Below are 17444 nucleotides of genomic sequence, written 5' to 3'. Positions count from 1 at the left end.
GCCCGACGGCGGCCCGGCGCCCCACGGTGGAGTTGGGCTCACCACTCGGCGAACGACCCGTCGTCGTGCCGCCAGACCGGGTTGCGCCAGCGGTGCCCCTCGACGGCGCGCTCCCGGACGTAGTCCTCGTCCACCTCGATGCCCAGGCCGGGCCCCTGCGGGATGGCCACGGAACCGTCCTCGTAGGCGAAGACTCCGGGGTCCACGATGTAGTCCAGCAGGTCGTTCCCGGTGTTGTAGTGGATGCCCAGGCTCTGCTCCTGGATGACGGCGTTGTAGGCCACGGCGTCGAGCTGCAGGCAGGCCGCCAGTGCGATCGGCCCGAGCGGGCAGTGCGGCGCGACGGCGATGTCGTACGCCTCGGCCATGGCGGCGATCTTGCGCACCTCGGTGATGCCGCCCGCGTGGGACAGGTCGGGCTGGATGATGTCGACGACGCCCGTGGTGATGACGTTCTTGAAGTCCCACCGGGAGTACAGCCGCTCCCCGAGTGCGATCGGCGTCGTGGAGTTGCGCAGCACGTCGGCGATCCCGTCCACGTGCTCCGAGAGCACGGGCTCCTCGACGAACATCAGGTGGTAGGGCGCGAGCGCGTCGAGCAGCACGCGCGCCATCGGGCGGTGCACGCGCCCGTGGAAGTCGACCCCGATGCCGATGTTCGGCCCGACGGCGTCACGGACGGCCGCGACGTTCGCGACCACCTTCTCGACCTTGTCGCGCGAGTCGACGTACTGCAGCTCCTCCGGACCGTTCATCTTGACCGCCGTGAAGCCCCGCTCCACGGCGTCCTTGGCCTGGGCCGCGGTCTCCGCGGGCCGGTCGCCGCCGATCCACGAGTAGACCTTGATCCGGTCGCGCAGCCGCCCGCCGAGCAGATCGTGCACCGGCACGCCGAGCGCCTTGCCCTTGATGTCCCACAGGGCCTGGTCGATCCCGGCCAGCGCGCTCATGTGGATACCGCCGCCGCGGTAGAACCCGGAGCGGTACAGCACGGTCCAGTGCTCCTCGATCCGGCGGGGGTCCTTGCCGATCAGGTAGTCGGACAGCTCCTCGACGGCGGCGGCGACGCTGGCCGCGCGTCCCTCCAGCACCGGCTCGCCCCAGCCGACGATCCCCTCGTCGGTCTCGATCTTGAGGAAGAGCCAGCGCGGCGGCAGGACGAATGTCGTCATCGACGTGATCTTCACGGCATACCTCTCAGTTGTACTGCCTTCGGTTCAGCCGGATCAGTGCTGCTGCCAGACCCGGACCAGCTCGGCGGCCCGCGCGCCGACCACGTCGGGCTGGTCGCCCGGGCGGTACAGCGACGTGCCGATCCCGGCGCCCGCCGCGCCGGCGCGGGCCCAGTCCGCGAGATTGCCGACGTCGACGCCGCCCACCGGGACCAGGGCGGTGCCCGCGGGCAGCACGCTCGACCAGGCCCGCATCCCGTCGATGCCGACCGCCGAGCTGGGGAAGAGCTTGATCGACCGAGCGCCGGCGTCGAGCGCCGCGAACGCCTCGGTCGGTGTGGCCGCACCAGGGCAGCTCTCCAGGCCGAGCCGCACCGTCTCGGCGATCACGTCGGGCCGGGTGTTCGGCGACACGACGAGCGACGCCCCGGCGTCGGCCGCGCTCCGCACGTCGTCCGGGGTGAGCACGGTCCCCGCCCCGACCCGGCGGTGGGCCGGGCCGGCCGCACGGATCCGGCGCACGGACTCCAGCGGGTCGGGGGAGTTCAGCGGCACCTCGACGGCGTCGAACCCCGCGGCGAAGACGGCCTCCGCGACGGCGACGGCGTCGTCGGGCGTCACGCCGCGCAGGATGGCGACGAGTCCGGTGGTGCGCTGGTTCATGCGAGCTGCTCCTGGGTGGGTGCGAGCGGGGCCAGGCCGGCGTCGAGGGCGACGCGCCAGAGGCCGCGGGCGGTGGCGTCCTCGCCGACGGCGCGGACCGCGACGCCGGACCGCTCCAGCGCGACGCGGTAGCGGTCCGTGGTGGTCGCCGAGCCGCACAGCGTGACGGCGTCCGCCGGGTCGGCGCGTAGCGCGTGCCGCACCTCGGCTCCGATCAGCAGACCGGAGAGGTAGTCGGCCACCTCCGTGCCGGCGAGGCGGCCGGCCAGTACGAGCGTGCGGGCCGTGAACAGCAGCGCCGGCAAGCCACGCTCGTCGCCCTGCTCGGCCTCCGCCTCGAGCCCCCAGGTGAAGGCGGCCGACGCCGCGGTGCCGGTCTCCCCCTCCGCCAGGCGCGCGAGGATGCTGTCGCCCATCAGGAGGCCGTAGAGCTCGCCGGTCATGGCGGTGGTGAAGCCCGTGACCCGGCCGCCGTCCAGGCGTACCCACTTCGAGTGCGTCCCGGGGAGCACCACGGTCTGCCTGCGGTCGGCGGTGCCGAGCTCCGGCGCTGCGCCGTGCTCCGGCGCGGCCGCAGCCGGCGCGGTCGCAGCCGGCGCGGTCGCGGCCAGCGCGCCGACGAGCTGCACCTCCTCGCCCCGCATGACGTCCGGGTGGGTGCCGGTGGCCCGTAGCCCGGGGACGAGGTGGACCACGGAGTCCCCCGCGGGCACCACCGTCAGGCGGTAGGCGAGGGCGGTCAGCTCGGCGGGCACGTCCAGGTACCCGGCCTCGGCCCAGCCGTGGTTCGAGCCCGCCATGCCGGAGCACAGGACGGGGATGCCGGGGTGCTCGTCGAGCCACAGCCGGCACAGCCGGCCGAACGTCGCCTCGAACGCGGCGGCCCGCGCCCGGGCCGGGTCCGCCCGCTGCGAGAGGGTGAGCGCGCCGTCTGCCGACCGGACCTCGTCCAGCACCGCGCCCGTGGCGTCCAGGAGCCAGGCCCGGAACGTCGTCGAACCCCAGTCGAGGGCCACCAGCGCGGCGTCGCGCCTCGGTGCGTCGTCAGCCATGTGCTGGACGCTAGCCGCTGGTCCCGATAGTTCGAACCGCATCCCTATTATCGGGATACGGTGGGCCGATGACCGACGCCGCTCCCCCGGGCACGCAGACCCTCGCGCGGGGCATCGCCGTCGTCAACGCCGTCTCCCGTGGCCGCACGCGCCTGCGGGAGATCTCGGAGGAGACCGGGGTAGGGCGCAGCACCACCCACCGCCTGCTCCAGCTGCTCCTCGCCACCGGCTACCTGCGCCAGCTCGACGACGGCGCCTACGCGCTCGGCCCCGCGCTGATCGAGCTCGGCTACCAGGCGATGCAGGAGAACCCCGTGACCGGGGTGGCCGCGCCGGTGCTGCGGGTCCTGGCCGAGCGCGTGCACGACACCGTGCACCTCGCCATCGAGGACCGCGGGCAGGTGCTGTACCTCGACAAGATCCCGGGCACGCGCGGGGCGGTGATGCGCTCGCAGATCGGACACCGCATGCCGCTGACCCGCACCGGCATCGGCAAGGCGCTGCTGCTCGACGAGCCGGCCCGCTGGAGCGAGCGGTTCCTGGCCGAGCGGCCCGCCGGCACGGGGCAGGGCCTGGAGCGGGACGTGCTCACCGCCGAGGAGTTCGTGCAGGTCATGAAGGCTTCGGCCGGCCGGGGCGTCACCTTCGACCTGGAGGAGAACGAGCCGGGCATCCTGTGCGTCGCGGCGCCGGTGCGCGACACGTCGGGCTCGATCGTCGCCGCGATCAGCGTCACGGCGACCCGCCCCTACATGCCCCCGGAACGCCTGGAGACGCTGACCCCGATCGTCCGCGACGCGGCGGCCCGCATCTCGGCGGGGCTGGGCCGGCGCCCTCGGCAGTAGGCACGCAGATTCGGCAGTTGGCATCGAGATCGGCTCAGGGCTGTGCCGATCTCGATGCCAACTGCCGAACGCCGGACCAGCGCCGCTACTCGTGCTGCCAGCTCTGCCAGAGCTTGGCGTAGTCACCACCCGCGGCGACCAGCTCGTCGTGCGGGCCGATCTCCGTGATGCGGCCGCCGTCGAGCACCGCCACCCGGTCGGCGTCGTGTGCGGTGTGCAGCCGGTGCGCGATCGCCACGACCGTGCGCCCGTCGAGCACCGCGTTGAGCGAGCGCTCCAGGTGCCGGGCCGCACGCGGGTCCAGCAGAGACGTCGCCTCGTCGAGCACGAGCGTGTGCGGGTCGAGCAGCACGAGGCGCGCGAGCGCGATCTGCTGCGCCTGCGCCGGCGTGAGCTTGTACCCGCCGGAGCCGACCTCGGTGGCGAGGCCCTCGTCGAGCGCCTCCACCCAGCCGTGGGCGTCGACGGCGCGCAGCGCGTCCATCAGCTCGGCGTCGTCGGCCTCGACCTTGGCCAGCCGCAGGTTGTCCGCGAGCGACCCCACGAACACGTGGTGCTCCTGGGTCACGAGCGCGACGTGCTTGCGCAGGTCCTCCAGCGGCAGGTCGACCAGCGGCACGCCGCCCACCTGCACCGAGCCGCCCGTGGGCGGGTGGATGCCGGCCAGCATGCGGCCCAGCGTCGACTTGCCCGACCCGGACGGACCCACGATCGCCAGCCGCTCCCCCACCTTGAGGTCGAGGTCGATGCCGTGCAGCACGTCCGTTCCCGAGCGGTAGGCATACCGCACGTCGGTGCCGCGCACCTCCTCGTCGGCAGGCTCGGCCTCGGTCGCCGTGCGGTCCATCGGCACGAGCCGCACGCCGATGATGCGCGACAGGGAGGTCGCGGCCACCTGGATCTCGTCGAGCCAGAAGATGAGCTCCCAGACCGGGCCCTGGAGCTGGTAGGTGTACATGACGATCGTGGCGACCATGCCGATGGTCACCGTGCCCTCGGAGGCCAGGTAGCAGCCCCACACCAGCACGGAGATCGGCGCGATCATGAACGCGAAGTCCACTCCAGGGAACAGCACGGTCCGCAGGTTGAGCGTGCCGCGCTCGGCCTGGAACGCCTCGTGCAGGTCCTCGTCGCCGCGGTCCGTGCGCCGTCGGCCGATCTTGAGGGCGTCGATGGTGCGCGCGCCCTCGACCGACTCGGTGACGGTGCCGTCGAGCAGTGCGTACGCCGCGGACTCCCGCTGGTAGGCGGGCGTGGCCCGTTTCAGGTACCAGCGGGCGACGCCGACCAGCACGGGCACGCCGACGAACATGGCGATCGCCACCAGGGGCGAGACCACCAGGCTGGCCACCGACGTCAGCACGAGCGTCACGACCGCGATGACCAGCCGCGGCACGCCGAAGCGCACCGCGTTCTGGATCCGGCTGACGTCACGCGTGGTCCGTGCGATGAGGTCACCGGTGCCCGCGGTCTCGACCGTGGACAGCGGCAGAGCCGTGACCGTGTCGACGAACTCCTCGCGCATGTCGGCGAACACCGTCTCGCCGAACACCATGGCGCGGCGCTGGGCGAACCGGGTGATCAGCGACTGGAGCACGACCGCCGCGACGGCCACGAGCACCAGGTTGCGCGCCACCTCGAGGGTCGCCCCGTCGGTCACGGCGTCGACGAGCTTGCCCAGCACGAACGGGCCCGCCAGGCCCGCGACCGCGGCCACCGTGTTCGCCACGGTGATGATGATCAGCGGCCTGCGGTGCCGGCCGAGCAGCGTGCGCGTGTAGCGCCAGGTCTCGGCGGCGTCGGCGATCGGCAGGATCTTTCCGGTGCTCATGCCTTGCCTCCTTCCCCTGCGTTGGTGGGCCCTGTGTTCGAGTTGGCGCGCAACAGCTCGTCGAGCTCCGCGTCCAGGTCGTCGTCGTCCATCGAGCGGCCCACGACCCTGCGGTAGCGGGCGGCCTCGCGCCCGCCCTCCGCCTGGGTGGGCAGGTCGAGCAGCTCGCGGTGGGTGCCGTGGGTGACCACGGTCCCGCCGTCCAGGAAGATCACGTCGTCCACGTGGTCCAGCACCAGCGGGCTCGCGGTGACGATCAGCGTGGTGCGGCCCTGACGCCACGCGGTGAGCCGCTGCGCGATGCGCGCCTCCGTGTGGGCGTCGACCGCGGAGGTCGGCTCGATCAGCACCAGGATCTCCGGGTCGGTGAGCAGCGCCCGGGCGAGCGCCACCCGCTGCCGCTGCCCGCCCGACAACGAGCGCCCCTTCTCGGGGATCTCGCCCTCGATGCCGTCGGGCAGCGACTCCAGCACGTCGTGGGCGTCGGCGATGTGCATGGCCCGCAGCAGCGCCTCGGCGTTCGCGGAGTCGCGCACGTCCAGCTCACCCGCGAGGCGGCCGGAGAACAGTGCCGGGGTCGCGTCCGCGACCACGATGCGTTCCCGCAGCTCCTGCTTGTCGAGGTCGGCCAGCCGGACGCCGCCGAGCGTGACCGGGGTGCCGGCCTCCGCGTCGTCGTCGAACCGGCCCATCCGGATCGCGACCTGTGCCGACTCGTCCGGGTCGGCGCTGACCAGAGCGACCACGCGGCCGGGCGGCAGCGTGACGCCCGTCGTCTCGTCGACCAGCGGGACTCCGGCGGGCGGCATCTGCGCGGTGGACCCCGCGGCGCCGGTGGCGGGCACGACCTGCAGCACCTTGACCACCTTGCCCGCCGCGACGTGCGCCTTGGTGACGACGTTGACCGACTGCACCAGCAGGTGCACCGGCCAGGAGAGGAACGACGCGTACCCGTAGAACGCGACGAGCTGTCCCGTGGAGATGCGCCCGGCGATGGCCTCGGCCGCGCCGAGGTAGACCACGAGCGCGATGAACAGGCCCGGCAGGAGGATCTGCAGCGCGTCGAGCACCGACTGGGTGCCCGCGACGGCCACGCCTGCCTCCCGCACCTTCTGCGACTGCACCTGGTAGCGGCCGGTGAAGACCTTCTCGCCGCCGATCCCGCGCAGGATGCGCAGGCCGGAGACGGTGTCCGCGCCGAGCGTGGTGAGCCGGCCCTGCGCGTCGCGCTGGTTCTTCTGGTGCTTCTGCAGCGGCTTGACGAGCAGCGCGAGGATCGCGGCGACGACCGGCAGACCGAGCGCGATGACGAGTCCCAGCCGGAGCGACTGGTCGAGCATCAGCACCACCACGATGCCGTAGGTGGCGACGCTGCCGATGGTCTGCGCGGCGATGGCGAACACCTCGCCGATGCGCATGGTGTCGTTCGCGACCGAGGACACGACCTCGCCGGTGGGGAGCTCCTTGGTGATGTTGTGCCCGGAGCGGGCCACGGTGCGCGTCACGAGCTGTGAGGTTCGGAACGCCGCGTGCATCCAGGCGGTGATGTCCCACCGGTGGCCGATGGCGTTCGAGGCGATCCAGACGAGGCCGACGGCGACCATGATCCCGGCCCACGTCCACGTGTCCCGGCTCAGCCCGGAGGCGGTGGCGCTGTCGATGATCTTTCCCAGCAGGAACGGCTGGAAGGCGCTGCAGGTGAACCCGAGCACACCGAAGAACATGGCGACGAGAAGCACCCGGAGCTGCTTGCGGGCGAGCCACAGCAGCAGGGTGAGCGGACCGCGCAGCGGCGGCGTGCCGGGATCGGCGAAGGGGAGGGAGCGCACGACAACCACCGTACGGAGCACCACTGACATTCATCCACGCTTTATCCACAGCGTCGGACGGCACCCCGTGGACGGCATATCCTCGATGCTTGTGAGCACCCCGCAGACCACGCCCGAGATCTCCACCGAGGCCGCCGCCACCGCCATCCGCAAGGCCCGCGGTGCCATGTCCCGCTACCGCTTCATGGCTCTGGTCACCGGTGTCATGCTGCTGATCCTCTGCGTCGAGCTGGGCATCAAGTACGGTCTCGGGGCGCTGGTGGACGTCGACGGCGTCATGCCGTTCATCGCCTGGGTGCCGTTCGCGCACGGCTGGATCTACGTGGTGTACCTGGTCACCGTGGCCGACCTGTGGTCCAAGATGCGCTGGGGCTTCGGCCGCCTCGTCACCATGGTGATCGCCGGCGTGATCCCGGTGATGTCGTTCGTGCTGGAGAAGAAGGTGCACACCGAGGCCGAGGCGAAGCTCGCCGCGCTCGAGGCGCGCTACCTCTCCTGAGACCCTCCTGAGACCGGAGGCACCATGGGCCGCAAGATCGCCGTCGCGCTGGGCGTGCTCGTCGTCCTGGCCGCCCTCGGGTTCCTCGCCACCCGCATCTACGCCTCGATGCAGACCGGCGACGACGTCCCTGCGCCCGCCGTCGGCTCCTCCGCGCCCGCGGCCACGGCCGACGTCGCGGACCTCGACGGCGACTGGACCGTGGCCGGCGGCTCCGAGGCCGGCTACCGCGTGGACGAGGTGCTGTCCGGGCAGGACGTCACGGTCGTGGGCCGCACCGAGGAGGTGACGGGTTCCGGCACGGTGGCCGACGGCGAGCTCACCGCCGCGACCGTCGAGGTCGACCTCGCGAGCATCACCACCGACGAGTCCGCGCGGGACGGCCAGTTCCAGGGCATCCTCGACACCCGCGCCTTCCCCACGGCCACCTTCCGGCTCACGGACCCCGTGGACGTCGCAGCGGTCGCCGACGGCGAGACCGTCACAGTGGACGCGCCCGGGTCGATGACCATCAAGGACGTCACCCGCGACGTCACGGCCGGGCTGGAGATCCGCCTGGTCGCCGGCGACGGCGGCGACGTCGTCGCCGAGCTCGCGGCGACCGTGCCCGTCACCTTCGCGGACTACGGCGTCGAGGCCCCCGACCTGGGCTTCGTCACGGTCGAGGACACGGGCTTCGTCGAGGCCGAGCTGACCCTGTCCCGCTGAGCGCGACCGGGCCCAGCAGCCCCGGGAGGTCCGGCATCCCGGACATGGGCACCCGTACCGGCCCCGCGCCCGTACCTGATTCAATGCCTGCGTGAACGACCACGCTTTCGACGCCCTCACCGCCGACCGCCTGCGCGCGAACGGCAGCCTCAAGTGGACGGCCTTCCCGGGCACCATCGGCGCCTGGGTCGCGGAGATGGACTTCCAGGTCGCGCCTCCGATCGCCGCAGCGCTGCACGACGCCGTGGACCGCGGCCTGCTCGGCTACCTCCCGCCCGCGCTCGTGACGGGGATGTCCGAGGCGTACGCGAGGTTCGCGGCCGACCGCTACTCCTGGTCCGTGGACCCGGCGCGGGTCCGGCCCGTCTCCGACGTGCTGACCGCGCTGGACGAGGTCATCAAGCACTTCTCCCGGCCCGGTTCGCCGGTGATCGTGCCCACGCCGTCGTACATGCCGTTCCACACCCTGCCGGGCGAGCTGGGCCGCAAGGTGATCCAGGTCCCGATGCTGCGGGACGCCGACGGCCGGTACGCCTACGACCTCGACGCGCTGGACGCCGCGTTCGCCGCGGGCGGGCACCTGATGATCCTGTGCAACCCGCACAACCCGATCGGCCGGGTGCTGGAGCCCGCCGAGATGCTCGCGATCGCCGAGGTGGTCGACCGGCACGGCGGCCGCGTCTTCGCCGACGAGATCCACGCCCCGCTGGTGCACCCGGGTCGCCGGCACGTGCCGTACGCCTCGCTGAACGAGACGACGGCGGGGCACACCGTCACCGCCACGTCCGCGTCGAAGGCGTGGAACCTGCCGGGCCTGAAGTGCGCCCAGCTCGTGCTCTCGAACGAGGCCGACGCGCGGGTGTGGCACCAGGTCGGCGAGCGGGTCGAGGAGGGCCCCTCGACGCTCGGCATCCTGGCCAACCAGGTCGCGTACGACGACGGCCGCGACTGGCTGGACGACGTCGTCGCCTACGTGCGCGGCAACGTCATGCGGCTCGGCGAGCTGCTCGACGGGACCGGGATCGGCTACCGCGCACCCGAGGGGACCTACCTGGCCTGGCTGGACTGCCGGGGCCTGGACCTGCCGGGGGAGCCCGCGAGCGCCGCCGCGTGGTTCCAGGAGCACGCGGGCGTGGTCCTGGTCGACGGGGCCGCGTGCGGGGACGCGGGCCGTGGTTTCGTGCGGTTCAACGCGGGCATGCCGCGCCCGCTCGTCGAGGAGGCGGCGGCCCGGATGGTGTCGGCGCTCAACCGCTGAGGTTCCCCCTCCTTCGAGGCCTAAGTTTCTTCGCTTTCGGCTGTCTGAAAGCGAAGAAACTTAGGCCTCGAAGGGGAGGGTCACGCCGCCGGCAGCCCCGCGATCCCCGTGTCGGCGTCGGTCGGGGCGCCGCCGCGGCGTCCGCCCGCCATCTCGTCGCGCACCAGGCGGAGCCACAGCAGCACGGCGAAACCGCCGAACAGCCACCACTGCAGCGCGTAGAAGATGTTCTGCAGGTTGGCCCCGGAGCCGCCGTCGATCGTGGGGCGTGGCAGGGCCGCGACCCCGCCCTCCTCGGGCGACCCCGGCCCGGACGTCAGCACGGCGTACCCGGTGTAGATGGGCCCGCCCCACTCGTTGACGAGCGCGCTCAGGGCGATGTGGTCGGTCTGCCCGTCCACGACGGCGGCGCTGCCCGACGTCGACTCGCCCGCCTGGAGCCAGCCCGTCACCGTGACCTCGCCCGAGGGCAGCGTCAGCGCCGCGGCGTCGGCGGGTTCGGCCACCCAACCCTGGACGAGCGCCAGCACGGGCGGGCCGGACAGGTCGGCCCAGGACGCGCCGCCGGTCCCGTCGTCGGACACGCGGAAGGGGGTCAGCACGAGGTAGCCGACGCGTCCCTCCAGGGCGCGGCCCGGAACCAGGAGGGTGCCGGACGGGTCGTACTCGCCGGTGACGCGGACCTCGCGGCCGACCAGCTCGCCGAGGAAGCTCTCCTGCGGCGCGAGCACGTCGCCCAGCCAGGCGGGCCCGGCCGCCACGGCCTCGGCCGCCTCCTGCTGCGCGGCCAGCTCCGCCCGCTCGTAGGCGCGGTCGAGCTGCCAGGCGCCCAGCCGCCCGCACACGAACGCCGCCAGCACGAACACGAGCAGCAGACCGATCATCCGGGGCTGCTTGGCGACCTGGAGAAAGGTACGGCGCTGCGTGGTGGTGTCGACGTCGATCACCTTCGAAGGGGGTGTGCTGGGGGCACTGACAGGCATAACCTCAACGGTAGCCGCCGCCGGCGGGTGAGCGGCACAGGTCACCGGCAGGTTCTGTCGAACACGTCACAGATCCCCGGGCCGCGTGGTCGTCTCGCGTGTACGGCGGTTCTGCGTTCGAATGAACGGGCAGCAGACCGGCACGGATCCACACGTAACCGCAGGGTTCACACGCAGACCGCAGTAGGAGCGTGAGTGATGACGACGACCACAGTCCCCGACTCCCCCGCCACCGGATGGCGCACGACCGGTGTCACCGAGCTGGCCCCCGCCGACCTGGAGCGCATCGACGCCTGGTGGCGGGCCGCCAACTACCTCTCGGTCGGCCAGATCTACCTCCTGGACAACCCGCTCCTGCGCGAGCCCCTGACGGCGGACCACGTGAAGCCGCGCCTGCTGGGCCACTGGGGCACCACGCCGGGCCTGAACTTCCTGTACGCGCACCTGAACCGCGCCATCAAGGAGCGGGAGCAGCAGACGGTCTACGTGACGGGGCCGGGCCACGGCGGTCCGGGCCTGGTGGCCTCCGCCTACCTGGACGGCACCTACTCCGAGGTGTACAGCGACATCACGCAGGACACGGAGGGCGTCAAGCGCCTGTTCCGGCAGTTCTCGTTCCCTGGCGGCATCCCGAGCCACGTGGCGCCGGAGACGCCGGGGTCGATCCACGAGGGCGGTGAGCTGGGCTACGCCCTGAGCCACGCCTACGGCGCCGCCTTCGACAACCCGGACCTGCTGGTGGCGGCCGTGGTGGGCGACGGCGAGGCCGAGACCGGGCCGCTGGCGACGTCCTGGCACTCGAACAAGTTCGTCAACCCGGTCCAGGACGGCGTCGTGCTGCCGATCCTGCACCTGAACGGCTACAAGATCGCGAACCCGACGGTCCTGGCGCGTATCCCGCAGGAGGAGCTGCACGACCTCATGGTGGGTTACGGCCACAAGCCGTACTTCTTCGACGGCGGCTACGACGAGAACGAGTCGCCGCTGGACACCCACCGCCGGTTCGCGGCGCTGCTCGACGAGGTGCTGGACGAGATCGCGGCGATCAAGGCGCGCGCGGCCGACGGCGACCCGATCCGCCCGCGGTGGCCGATGATCGTGTTCCGCACGCCCAAGGGGTGGAGCGGCCCGGCCGAGATCGACGGCAAGAAGACGACCGGCTCGTGGCGCGCGCACCAGGTACCGCTCGCGAACGCCCGGGACACCCCGGAGCACCTCCAGGTGCTGGAGACCTGGCTGCGGTCCTACCGGCCCGAGGAGCTGTTCGACGACGACGGCCGCGTGCTGGCCGAGATCGGCGACCTGGCGCCCCGCGGCACGCTGCGGATGAGCGCCACCCCGCACGCGAACGGCGGGCTGCTGCTCAAGGACCTGCGCCTGCCGGACTTCCGCGACTACGCGGTGGACGTCCCGGTACCCGGCGGGTCGACGTCGGAGGCGCCGCGCGTGCTGGGCCAGTGGCTCACCGACGTCATCCGGCTCAACCCCGACAACTTCCGTATCTTCGGCCCGGACGAGACGGCGTCGAACCGGCTGCAGGCCGTGTACGACGTGACCGACAAGCAGTGGAACGCCGAGTACATCGGCCCCGAGGTGGACGAGCACATGGCCCGCGTGGGCCGCGTCATGGAGATGCTGAGCGAGCACCAGGTCCAGGGCTGGCTGGAGGGCTACCTCCTGACGGGCCGGCACGGGCTGCTGACCAGCTACGAGGCGTTCATCCACATCATCGACTCGATGTTCAACCAGCACGCCAAGTGGCTCAAGGTCACCAACGACATCCCGTGGCGGAGGCCGATCGCGTCGCTGAACTACCTGCTGTCCAGCCACGTGTGGCGGCAGGACCACAACGGGTTCAGCCACCAGGACCCCGGGTTCATCGACCACGTGGTCAACAAGAAGGCGGAGATCGTGCGGGTCTACCTCCCGCCGGACGCCAACACGCTGCTGTCCACCTACGACCACTGCCTGCGCAGCCGGCAGTACGTCAACGTGGTGGTCTCCGGCAAGCAGCCCGCGCCGAACTTCCTGGACATGACCACGGCGATCGAGCACTGCACGCGCGGGCTCGGCATCTGGGAGTGGGCGGGCACAGAGGTGGCGGGTGAGCAGCCCGACGTCGTCCTGGGCTGCGCGGGCGACGTGCCCACGCTGGAGGTGCTCGCCGCGGCCGACATCCTGCGGCAGGAGCTGCCCGGCCTCAAGGTGCGCGTGGTCAACGTCGTGGACCTTATGCGGCTGCAGGACGCCAAGGAGCACCCGCACGGCCTGACCGACTCGGAGTTCAACGGCCTGTTCACCACGGACCGGCCGATCATCTTCGCGTACCACGGCTACCCGTGGCTCATCCACCGCCTCACGTACCGCCGCGCGGGCCACCCCAACATCCACGTGCGCGGGTACAAGGAGGAGGGCACCACGACGACGCCGTTCGACATGGTCATGCTCAACGACCTGGACCGGTACCACCTTGTGATCGATGTCATCGACCGGGTGCCGTCGCTCGGCAGCGCGCAGGCGGGGCTGCGCCAGCGCATGCAGGACGCGCGGCTTCGTGCGCGTGCATGGACCCGGGAGCACGGCGACGACGTCCCCGAGGTGCGCGACTGGGTGTGGCCGGACGCCCAGGACCAGTCCGACAACGGCCAGGTAGACGCTACGCTCGGCACCGGTGGAGACAACGAGTAGCAGCAAATCCCACGAAGTGAACACGGAGCGACACGTGACCGGCGCAACCCGCAGCATCGTCATCGCGAGCCCGGAGGGCGAGAGCGGAAAGTCGACGGTCGCGCTGGGCGTCCTCGACCTGCTGGTCCGCAAGGGCCAGCGGGTCGGGGTCTACCGGCCCGTCTCGCGCGCGAGCGAGACCGAGGACTCCGCGGGCGAGCGCGACCACGTCCTGGAGCTCCTCCTGGAGCACGACGGCGTCGACATCTCCTACGACGACGCGGTGGGCGTGACGTACGCCGACCTGCACACCGACCCCGAGGACGCGCTGAGCCGCATCGTGGCCCGGTTCCACGACCTCGCGGCCCGCTGTGACTCGGTGGTGATCCTCGGCACCGACTACACCGACGTCGCCGGGCCCACCGAGCTGTCGTTCAACGCGCGCATCGCCGCGAACCTGGGCGCGCCGGTGCTGCTGGTCGTCGCGGGCCGGGAGCGCACCCCCGACGGCGTGCGCGCGCTGGTGGACGTGAGCGTGGCCGAGCTGGCCGCGCACCACGCGCAGGCGATCGGCCTGGTGGTCAACCGCGCGGACACGCACAGCGCGCGGGAGGTGCGGAGCGTGCTGGCCGAGGCGCAGCCCGACCTGCCGGTGTGGACCATCCCCGAGGAGCCGTTCCTCCAGGCCCCGACCGTGGGCCAGCTCCTGGAAGCGGTCGACGGCACGCTCGTCCTCGGCGACCCCGAGCTGCTCGGCCGCGAGGCGCTGGACGTGCAGGTGGGGGCCATGAGCTTCGAACACCTCCTGGAGCGGCTGACCGACGGCGGCATCGTCATCACGCCGGGCGACCGCACCGACCTGCTCATCGGCCTGCTCGCGACGCACATGACGCCGTCGTTCCCCTCGCTGGCCGGGATCATCCTGAACGGCGGGTTCTACCCGCAGGGCCGGCCCGCGCAGCTGCTGGAGGCCATGCGCCCCAAGCTGCCGATCATCACCACGGAGCTGGGCACCTACCGCACGGCCCGCGCGGCGGCGACCACCCGTGGGCGCGTGGACAAGAACTCGGTGCGGAAGGTCGAGACGGCGCGTGCCCTGTTCGAGCGCAACGTGGACTCCGCCGCGCTGGCCGCGCGCCTGGACCTGCCGCGGCCGGAGGTGGTCACGCCGCTCATGTTCGAGTACCAGCTCATCGAGCGGGCGCGCGCCGACCGGCGGCACATCGTGCTTCCCGAGGGCTCGGACGACCGAATCCTGCGCGCGGCGTCGACGGTGCTCGCCCGGCAGATCGCGGACCTCACGATCCTCGGCGACGAGGAGCCGATCCGCGCCCGCGCCGCCGAGCTGGGTCTCGACATCGAGGCCGCGCGGGTGCTGTCGCCGCACGACCCCGAGTACGTCGAGAAGTTCGCCACCGAGTACGCCCGGCTGCGTGCCCACAAGGGCATGACGGTCGAGCGGGCGCGCGAGATCGTCACCGACGTCTCGTACTTCGGCACGATGATGGTGCACCTCGGCCTCGCCGACGGCATGGTCTCCGGCGCCGCCCACTCGACGGCGCACACCATCCGGCCGTCGTTCGAGATCATCAAGACGAAGCCGGGTACGTCCTCGGTCTCCTCGGTGTTCCTCATGTGCCTGGAGGACCGGGTGCTCGTGTACGGCGACTGCGCCGTCATCCCGGACCCGACGTCGGAGGAGCTCGCCGACATCGCCGTGTCATCCGCGGCGACGGCCCGTCAGTTCGGCGTCGAACCGCGCATCGCGATGCTGTCCTACTCGACGGGCGAGTCCGGCACGGGCGCCGACGTCGACAAGGTGCGTACCGCGACCGGCCTGGTGCGCAAGCGCACCCCGGAGCTCGACGTCGAGGGCCCCATCCAGTACGACGCCGCCGTGGACGCCTCGGTCGCGGCGTCCAAGCTGCCCGGGTCCGACGTCGCCGGGCGCGCCACGGTGTTCGTCTTCCCCGACCTGAACACCGGTAACAACACGTACAAGGCGGTGCAGCGCTCGGCCGGTGCCGTGGCGGTGGGCCCGGTGCTGCAGGGCCTGAACAAGCCGGTCAACGACCTGTCACGCGGGGCGCTGGTGCAGGACATCGTGAACACCGTGGCGATCACGGCCATCCAGGCGCAGACCAAGGAGTCCGCATGAGCACCGTCCTCGTCCTGAACTCCGGCTCGTCGTCGCTGAAGTACCAGCTGCTCGACCCGGCCACGGGCGAGGTGATCATCACGGGCATCGTCGAGCGGATCGGCCAGGAGGGCGGTTCGGTCACCCAGAAGGCGAACGGCGAGAAGCTGGAGCGGGAGCTGCCCGTCCCGGACTACCGCGAGGCGCTGGCAATCCTTGGTCGCCTCTTCACGGAAGCAGGGATGCCGCTCACGGAGGCGGGCATCACTGCCGTGGGCCACCGAGTGGTGCACGGCGGCGACGTGTTCTCGGCCCCCACCCTGGTGGACGACGACGTCGTGGCCGCCATCCGCGACCTGATCCCCCTGGCGCCGCTGCACAACCCCGCGAACCTGACGGGTATCGAGGTGGCCCGCGAGTTCCTGGACGTGCCGCACGTGGCGGTGTTCGACACGGCGTTCTTCGCGGACCTGCCGGCCGCCGCGTCGACGTACGCCCTGGACCGCAAGGTCGCCGCCGAGCACGGCGTGCGGCGGTACGGCTTCCACGGCACGTCGCACCAGTTCGTGTCGGACGCCGTGGCCGCGCACCCCGCCGTCGTCGCGAAGCTGGCGGCTGAGGGCCGCGGGCCGGAGACGCTGCGGCAGGTGGTGCTGCACCTGGGGAACGGCGCGTCGGCGTCGGCCATCCTGGGCGGCCGGCCCATGGACACCTCGATGGGCCTGACGCCGCTGGAAGGGCTGGTCATGGGCACGCGCTCGGGCGACATCGACCCAGGCGTCGTCTTCCACCTGATGCGCGGCGGGATGTCCGGGGAGGACGTCGACACCCTGCTCAACAAGCAGTCCGGCGTCCTCGGACTGTCCGGGGTGAGCGACATGCGCGAGCTGCGCCGCCTCGTGGCCGACGGCGACGCCGACGCGCGTCTGGCCCGGGACGTCTACCTGCACCGGCTGCGCAAGTACGTGGGCGCGTACGCGGCGGTGCTCGGCGGCATCGACGTGCTGACGTTCACCGCGGGCGTGGGCGAGAACGACCACACCGTCCGGTCGGGCGTGGTGCGCGAGCTCAAGTTCCTGGGTCTCACGATCGACCCCGCGGCCAACGAGGCGGCGTCGGGCGAGGCGCGGGTGATCTCGGTCAGGCCGCAGGTCGAGCCTGCCGGGACCCCCCTCGTCATGGTGGTCCCCACCAACGAGGAGCTGGCGATCGCCCGGCAGGCCGCCGCGCTCGTCGCCGCCGGCTAGGCCCCAGCCCTCGGGCTCCCCCCGGCAGCGGTGACCGGAGGAAGCCCGAGGTGGGCGCGCAACGCCGTCGTCGCCTCGCCCAGCACGTCGAGCTGCTCGTCGGTGAACGCGTCGAGGAAGGTCTCCTTGATCGCCTGCAGGTGCGGCACGGTGCTCGCGCGGAACGCACGCGCCCCCTCGTCGGTGAGCACCACCTGCGAACCGCGGGCGTCCTCGGCGCACGGCTCGCGCCGCACCAGCCCGCGCTTCTCCATCCGGCCCAGGTGGCCGGAGAGCCTGCTGCGCTCCCACTCGATGTGTGCGGCCAGGGCGGACGAGCGGAGCGTGTGCTCCTCCGCCTCGCTGAGCGCCAGCAGCACCCGGTAGTCGCCGTTGGAGAGCTCCGAGTCCTGGTGCAGGCGCGCCTCGAGGCGGTTGCGGAGGATGTCGTAGGTCTCGATGTACCCCCGCCAGATCGCGAGCTCGCGTCGCGTAGGCATGCTCCGGCGCTTCGACGTCGCCATCGTCCCCTCCTCCGTGGGTTATTGACATGTGAACTATATGGAGCGATGAT

At 72.0% G+C, this 17444-nt stretch carries 14 protein-coding genes; 7 read left to right on the top strand and 7 right to left on the bottom strand.

The window, feature by feature from the left end; genetic code table 11:
* Positions 1–38: 38 nt before the first annotated feature.
* Genes dgoD through ACH47X_RS14465 form a run of 3 tightly spaced genes read right to left on the bottom strand, consistent with a single transcriptional unit; the run spans position 39 to position 2887 of the window.
* A complete protein-coding gene (gene dgoD / locus ACH47X_RS14475) occupies positions 39–1172 on the bottom strand; it encodes a galactonate dehydratase (RefSeq protein WP_449582155.1) in 1134 nt (377 codons plus the stop codon).
* Between the two features lie 54 nt (positions 1173–1226).
* A complete protein-coding gene (locus ACH47X_RS14470; protein ID WP_397405315.1) occupies positions 1227–1835 on the bottom strand; it encodes a 2-dehydro-3-deoxy-6-phosphogalactonate aldolase in 609 nt (202 codons plus the stop codon).
* Positions 1832–2887 carry a 2-dehydro-3-deoxygalactonokinase gene (locus tag ACH47X_RS14465; protein ID WP_397405313.1) on the bottom strand — a complete coding sequence of 352 codons (1056 nt, stop codon included), beginning with the start codon at positions 2885–2887 and terminating at the stop codon, positions 1832–1834. Before ACH47X_RS14465 ends, ACH47X_RS14470 begins: the two co-directional genes overlap by 4 nt.
* Before the next feature lie 68 nt (positions 2888–2955).
* Here ACH47X_RS14465 and ACH47X_RS14460 point away from each other — a divergent pair, with 68 nt between their 5' ends.
* On the top strand, positions 2956–3732 hold the full coding sequence (locus tag ACH47X_RS14460) for an IclR family transcriptional regulator (protein ID WP_397405311.1): 777 nt from the start codon (positions 2956–2958) through the stop codon (positions 3730–3732).
* 85 nt (positions 3733–3817) lie between these two features.
* On the opposite strand, the gene ACH47X_RS14455 is transcribed toward ACH47X_RS14460, so the two are convergent.
* Together ACH47X_RS14455 and ACH47X_RS14450 are read right to left on the bottom strand one after the other, a co-directional pair.
* Positions 3818–5563 carry an ABC transporter ATP-binding protein gene (locus ACH47X_RS14455; RefSeq protein WP_397405309.1) on the bottom strand — a complete coding sequence of 582 codons (1746 nt, stop codon included), beginning with the start codon at positions 5561–5563 and terminating at the stop codon, positions 3818–3820.
* A complete protein-coding gene (locus ACH47X_RS14450) occupies positions 5560–7392 on the bottom strand; it encodes an ABC transporter ATP-binding protein (RefSeq protein ID WP_449582154.1) in 1833 nt (610 codons plus the stop codon). The genes ACH47X_RS14455 and ACH47X_RS14450 overlap by 4 nt, the downstream gene beginning before the upstream one ends.
* 85 nt (positions 7393–7477) lie before the next feature.
* On the opposite strand from ACH47X_RS14450, the gene ACH47X_RS14445 reads away from it, so the two are divergent.
* From ACH47X_RS14445 to ACH47X_RS14435, 3 genes are all read left to right on the top strand, one after another.
* Complete coding sequence (locus tag ACH47X_RS14445; RefSeq protein WP_036964916.1) at positions 7478–7891, top strand: DUF3817 domain-containing protein; 414 nt, start codon at positions 7478–7480, stop codon at positions 7889–7891.
* A gap of 24 nt (positions 7892–7915) precedes the next feature.
* Positions 7916–8599, top strand: coding sequence for a YceI family protein (locus ACH47X_RS14440; RefSeq protein WP_397405305.1), 684 nt, complete (start codon positions 7916–7918; stop codon positions 8597–8599).
* A 91-nt stretch (positions 8600–8690) separates the two neighbouring features.
* A complete protein-coding gene (locus ACH47X_RS14435) occupies positions 8691–9857 on the top strand; it encodes a MalY/PatB family protein (RefSeq protein WP_397405303.1) in 1167 nt (388 codons plus the stop codon).
* Between the two features lie 80 nt (positions 9858–9937).
* On the opposite strand, the gene ACH47X_RS14430 is transcribed toward ACH47X_RS14435, so the two are convergent.
* A complete protein-coding gene (locus ACH47X_RS14430; protein ID WP_397405301.1) occupies positions 9938–10840 on the bottom strand; it encodes an SURF1 family protein in 903 nt (300 codons plus the stop codon).
* A 198-nt stretch (positions 10841–11038) separates the two neighbouring features.
* Between ACH47X_RS14430 and ACH47X_RS14425 the strand changes: the two genes are divergently transcribed.
* The 3 genes from ACH47X_RS14425 to ACH47X_RS14415 are packed head-to-tail and all read left to right on the top strand — an operon-like array spanning position 11039 to position 16891.
* On the top strand, positions 11039–13528 hold the full coding sequence (locus ACH47X_RS14425; RefSeq protein WP_397405299.1) for a phosphoketolase: 2490 nt from the start codon (positions 11039–11041) through the stop codon (positions 13526–13528).
* 34 nt (positions 13529–13562) lie between these two features.
* Positions 13563–15665: a phosphate acetyltransferase gene (pta, locus tag ACH47X_RS14420; RefSeq protein ID WP_397405297.1), complete on the top strand. Its 2103-nt coding sequence runs from the start codon at positions 13563–13565 to the stop codon at positions 15663–15665.
* Complete coding sequence (locus ACH47X_RS14415; protein WP_397405295.1) at positions 15662–16891, top strand: acetate/propionate family kinase; 1230 nt, start codon at positions 15662–15664, stop codon at positions 16889–16891. The genes pta and ACH47X_RS14415 overlap by 4 nt, the downstream gene beginning before the upstream one ends.
* On the opposite strand, the gene ACH47X_RS14410 is transcribed toward ACH47X_RS14415, so the two are convergent.
* Positions 16888–17394, bottom strand: coding sequence for a MarR family winged helix-turn-helix transcriptional regulator (locus ACH47X_RS14410; protein WP_142032817.1), 507 nt, complete (start codon positions 17392–17394; stop codon positions 16888–16890). The genes ACH47X_RS14415 and ACH47X_RS14410 overlap by 4 nt on opposite strands.
* Positions 17395–17444: the final 50 nt, after the last annotated feature.

This window comes from Promicromonospora kroppenstedtii, from assembly GCF_044389675.1.
Lineage (GTDB): Bacteria > Actinomycetota > Actinomycetes > Actinomycetales > Cellulomonadaceae > Promicromonospora > Promicromonospora kroppenstedtii.
The sequence above is the reverse complement of the archived record's forward strand: the minus strand, read 5'-3'. Positions and strand labels throughout refer to the sequence as shown.

What these genes read in the sequence shown, in the direction of transcription:
- ACH47X_RS14425 (WP_397405299.1), top strand. Translation starts at nt 11,039, where the DNA reads ATGACGACGACCACAGTCCCCGACTCCCCCGCCACCGGATGGCGCACG.
- ACH47X_RS14470 (WP_397405315.1), bottom strand. Translation starts at nt 1,835, where the DNA reads ATGAACCAGCGCACCACCGGACTCGTCGCCATCCTGCGCGGCGTGACG.
- ACH47X_RS14430 (WP_397405301.1), bottom strand. Translation starts at nt 10,840, where the DNA reads ATGCCTGTCAGTGCCCCCAGCACACCCCCTTCGAAGGTGATCGACGTC.
- dgoD (WP_449582155.1), bottom strand. Translation starts at nt 1,172, where the DNA reads ATGACGACATTCGTCCTGCCGCCGCGCTGGCTCTTCCTCAAGATCGAG.
- ACH47X_RS14410 (WP_142032817.1), bottom strand. Translation starts at nt 17,394, where the DNA reads ATGGCGACGTCGAAGCGCCGGAGCATGCCTACGCGACGCGAGCTCGCG.
- ACH47X_RS14455 (WP_397405309.1), bottom strand. Translation starts at nt 5,563, where the DNA reads ATGAGCACCGGAAAGATCCTGCCGATCGCCGACGCCGCCGAGACCTGG.
- ACH47X_RS14460 (WP_397405311.1), top strand. Translation starts at nt 2,956, where the DNA reads ATGACCGACGCCGCTCCCCCGGGCACGCAGACCCTCGCGCGGGGCATC.
- ACH47X_RS14445 (WP_036964916.1), top strand. Translation starts at nt 7,478, where the DNA reads ATGCTTGTGAGCACCCCGCAGACCACGCCCGAGATCTCCACCGAGGCC.
- ACH47X_RS14415 (WP_397405295.1), top strand. Translation starts at nt 15,662, where the DNA reads ATGAGCACCGTCCTCGTCCTGAACTCCGGCTCGTCGTCGCTGAAGTAC.
- ACH47X_RS14465 (WP_397405313.1), bottom strand. Translation starts at nt 2,887, where the DNA reads ATGGCTGACGACGCACCGAGGCGCGACGCCGCGCTGGTGGCCCTCGAC.
- ACH47X_RS14440 (WP_397405305.1), top strand. Translation starts at nt 7,916, where the DNA reads ATGGGCCGCAAGATCGCCGTCGCGCTGGGCGTGCTCGTCGTCCTGGCC.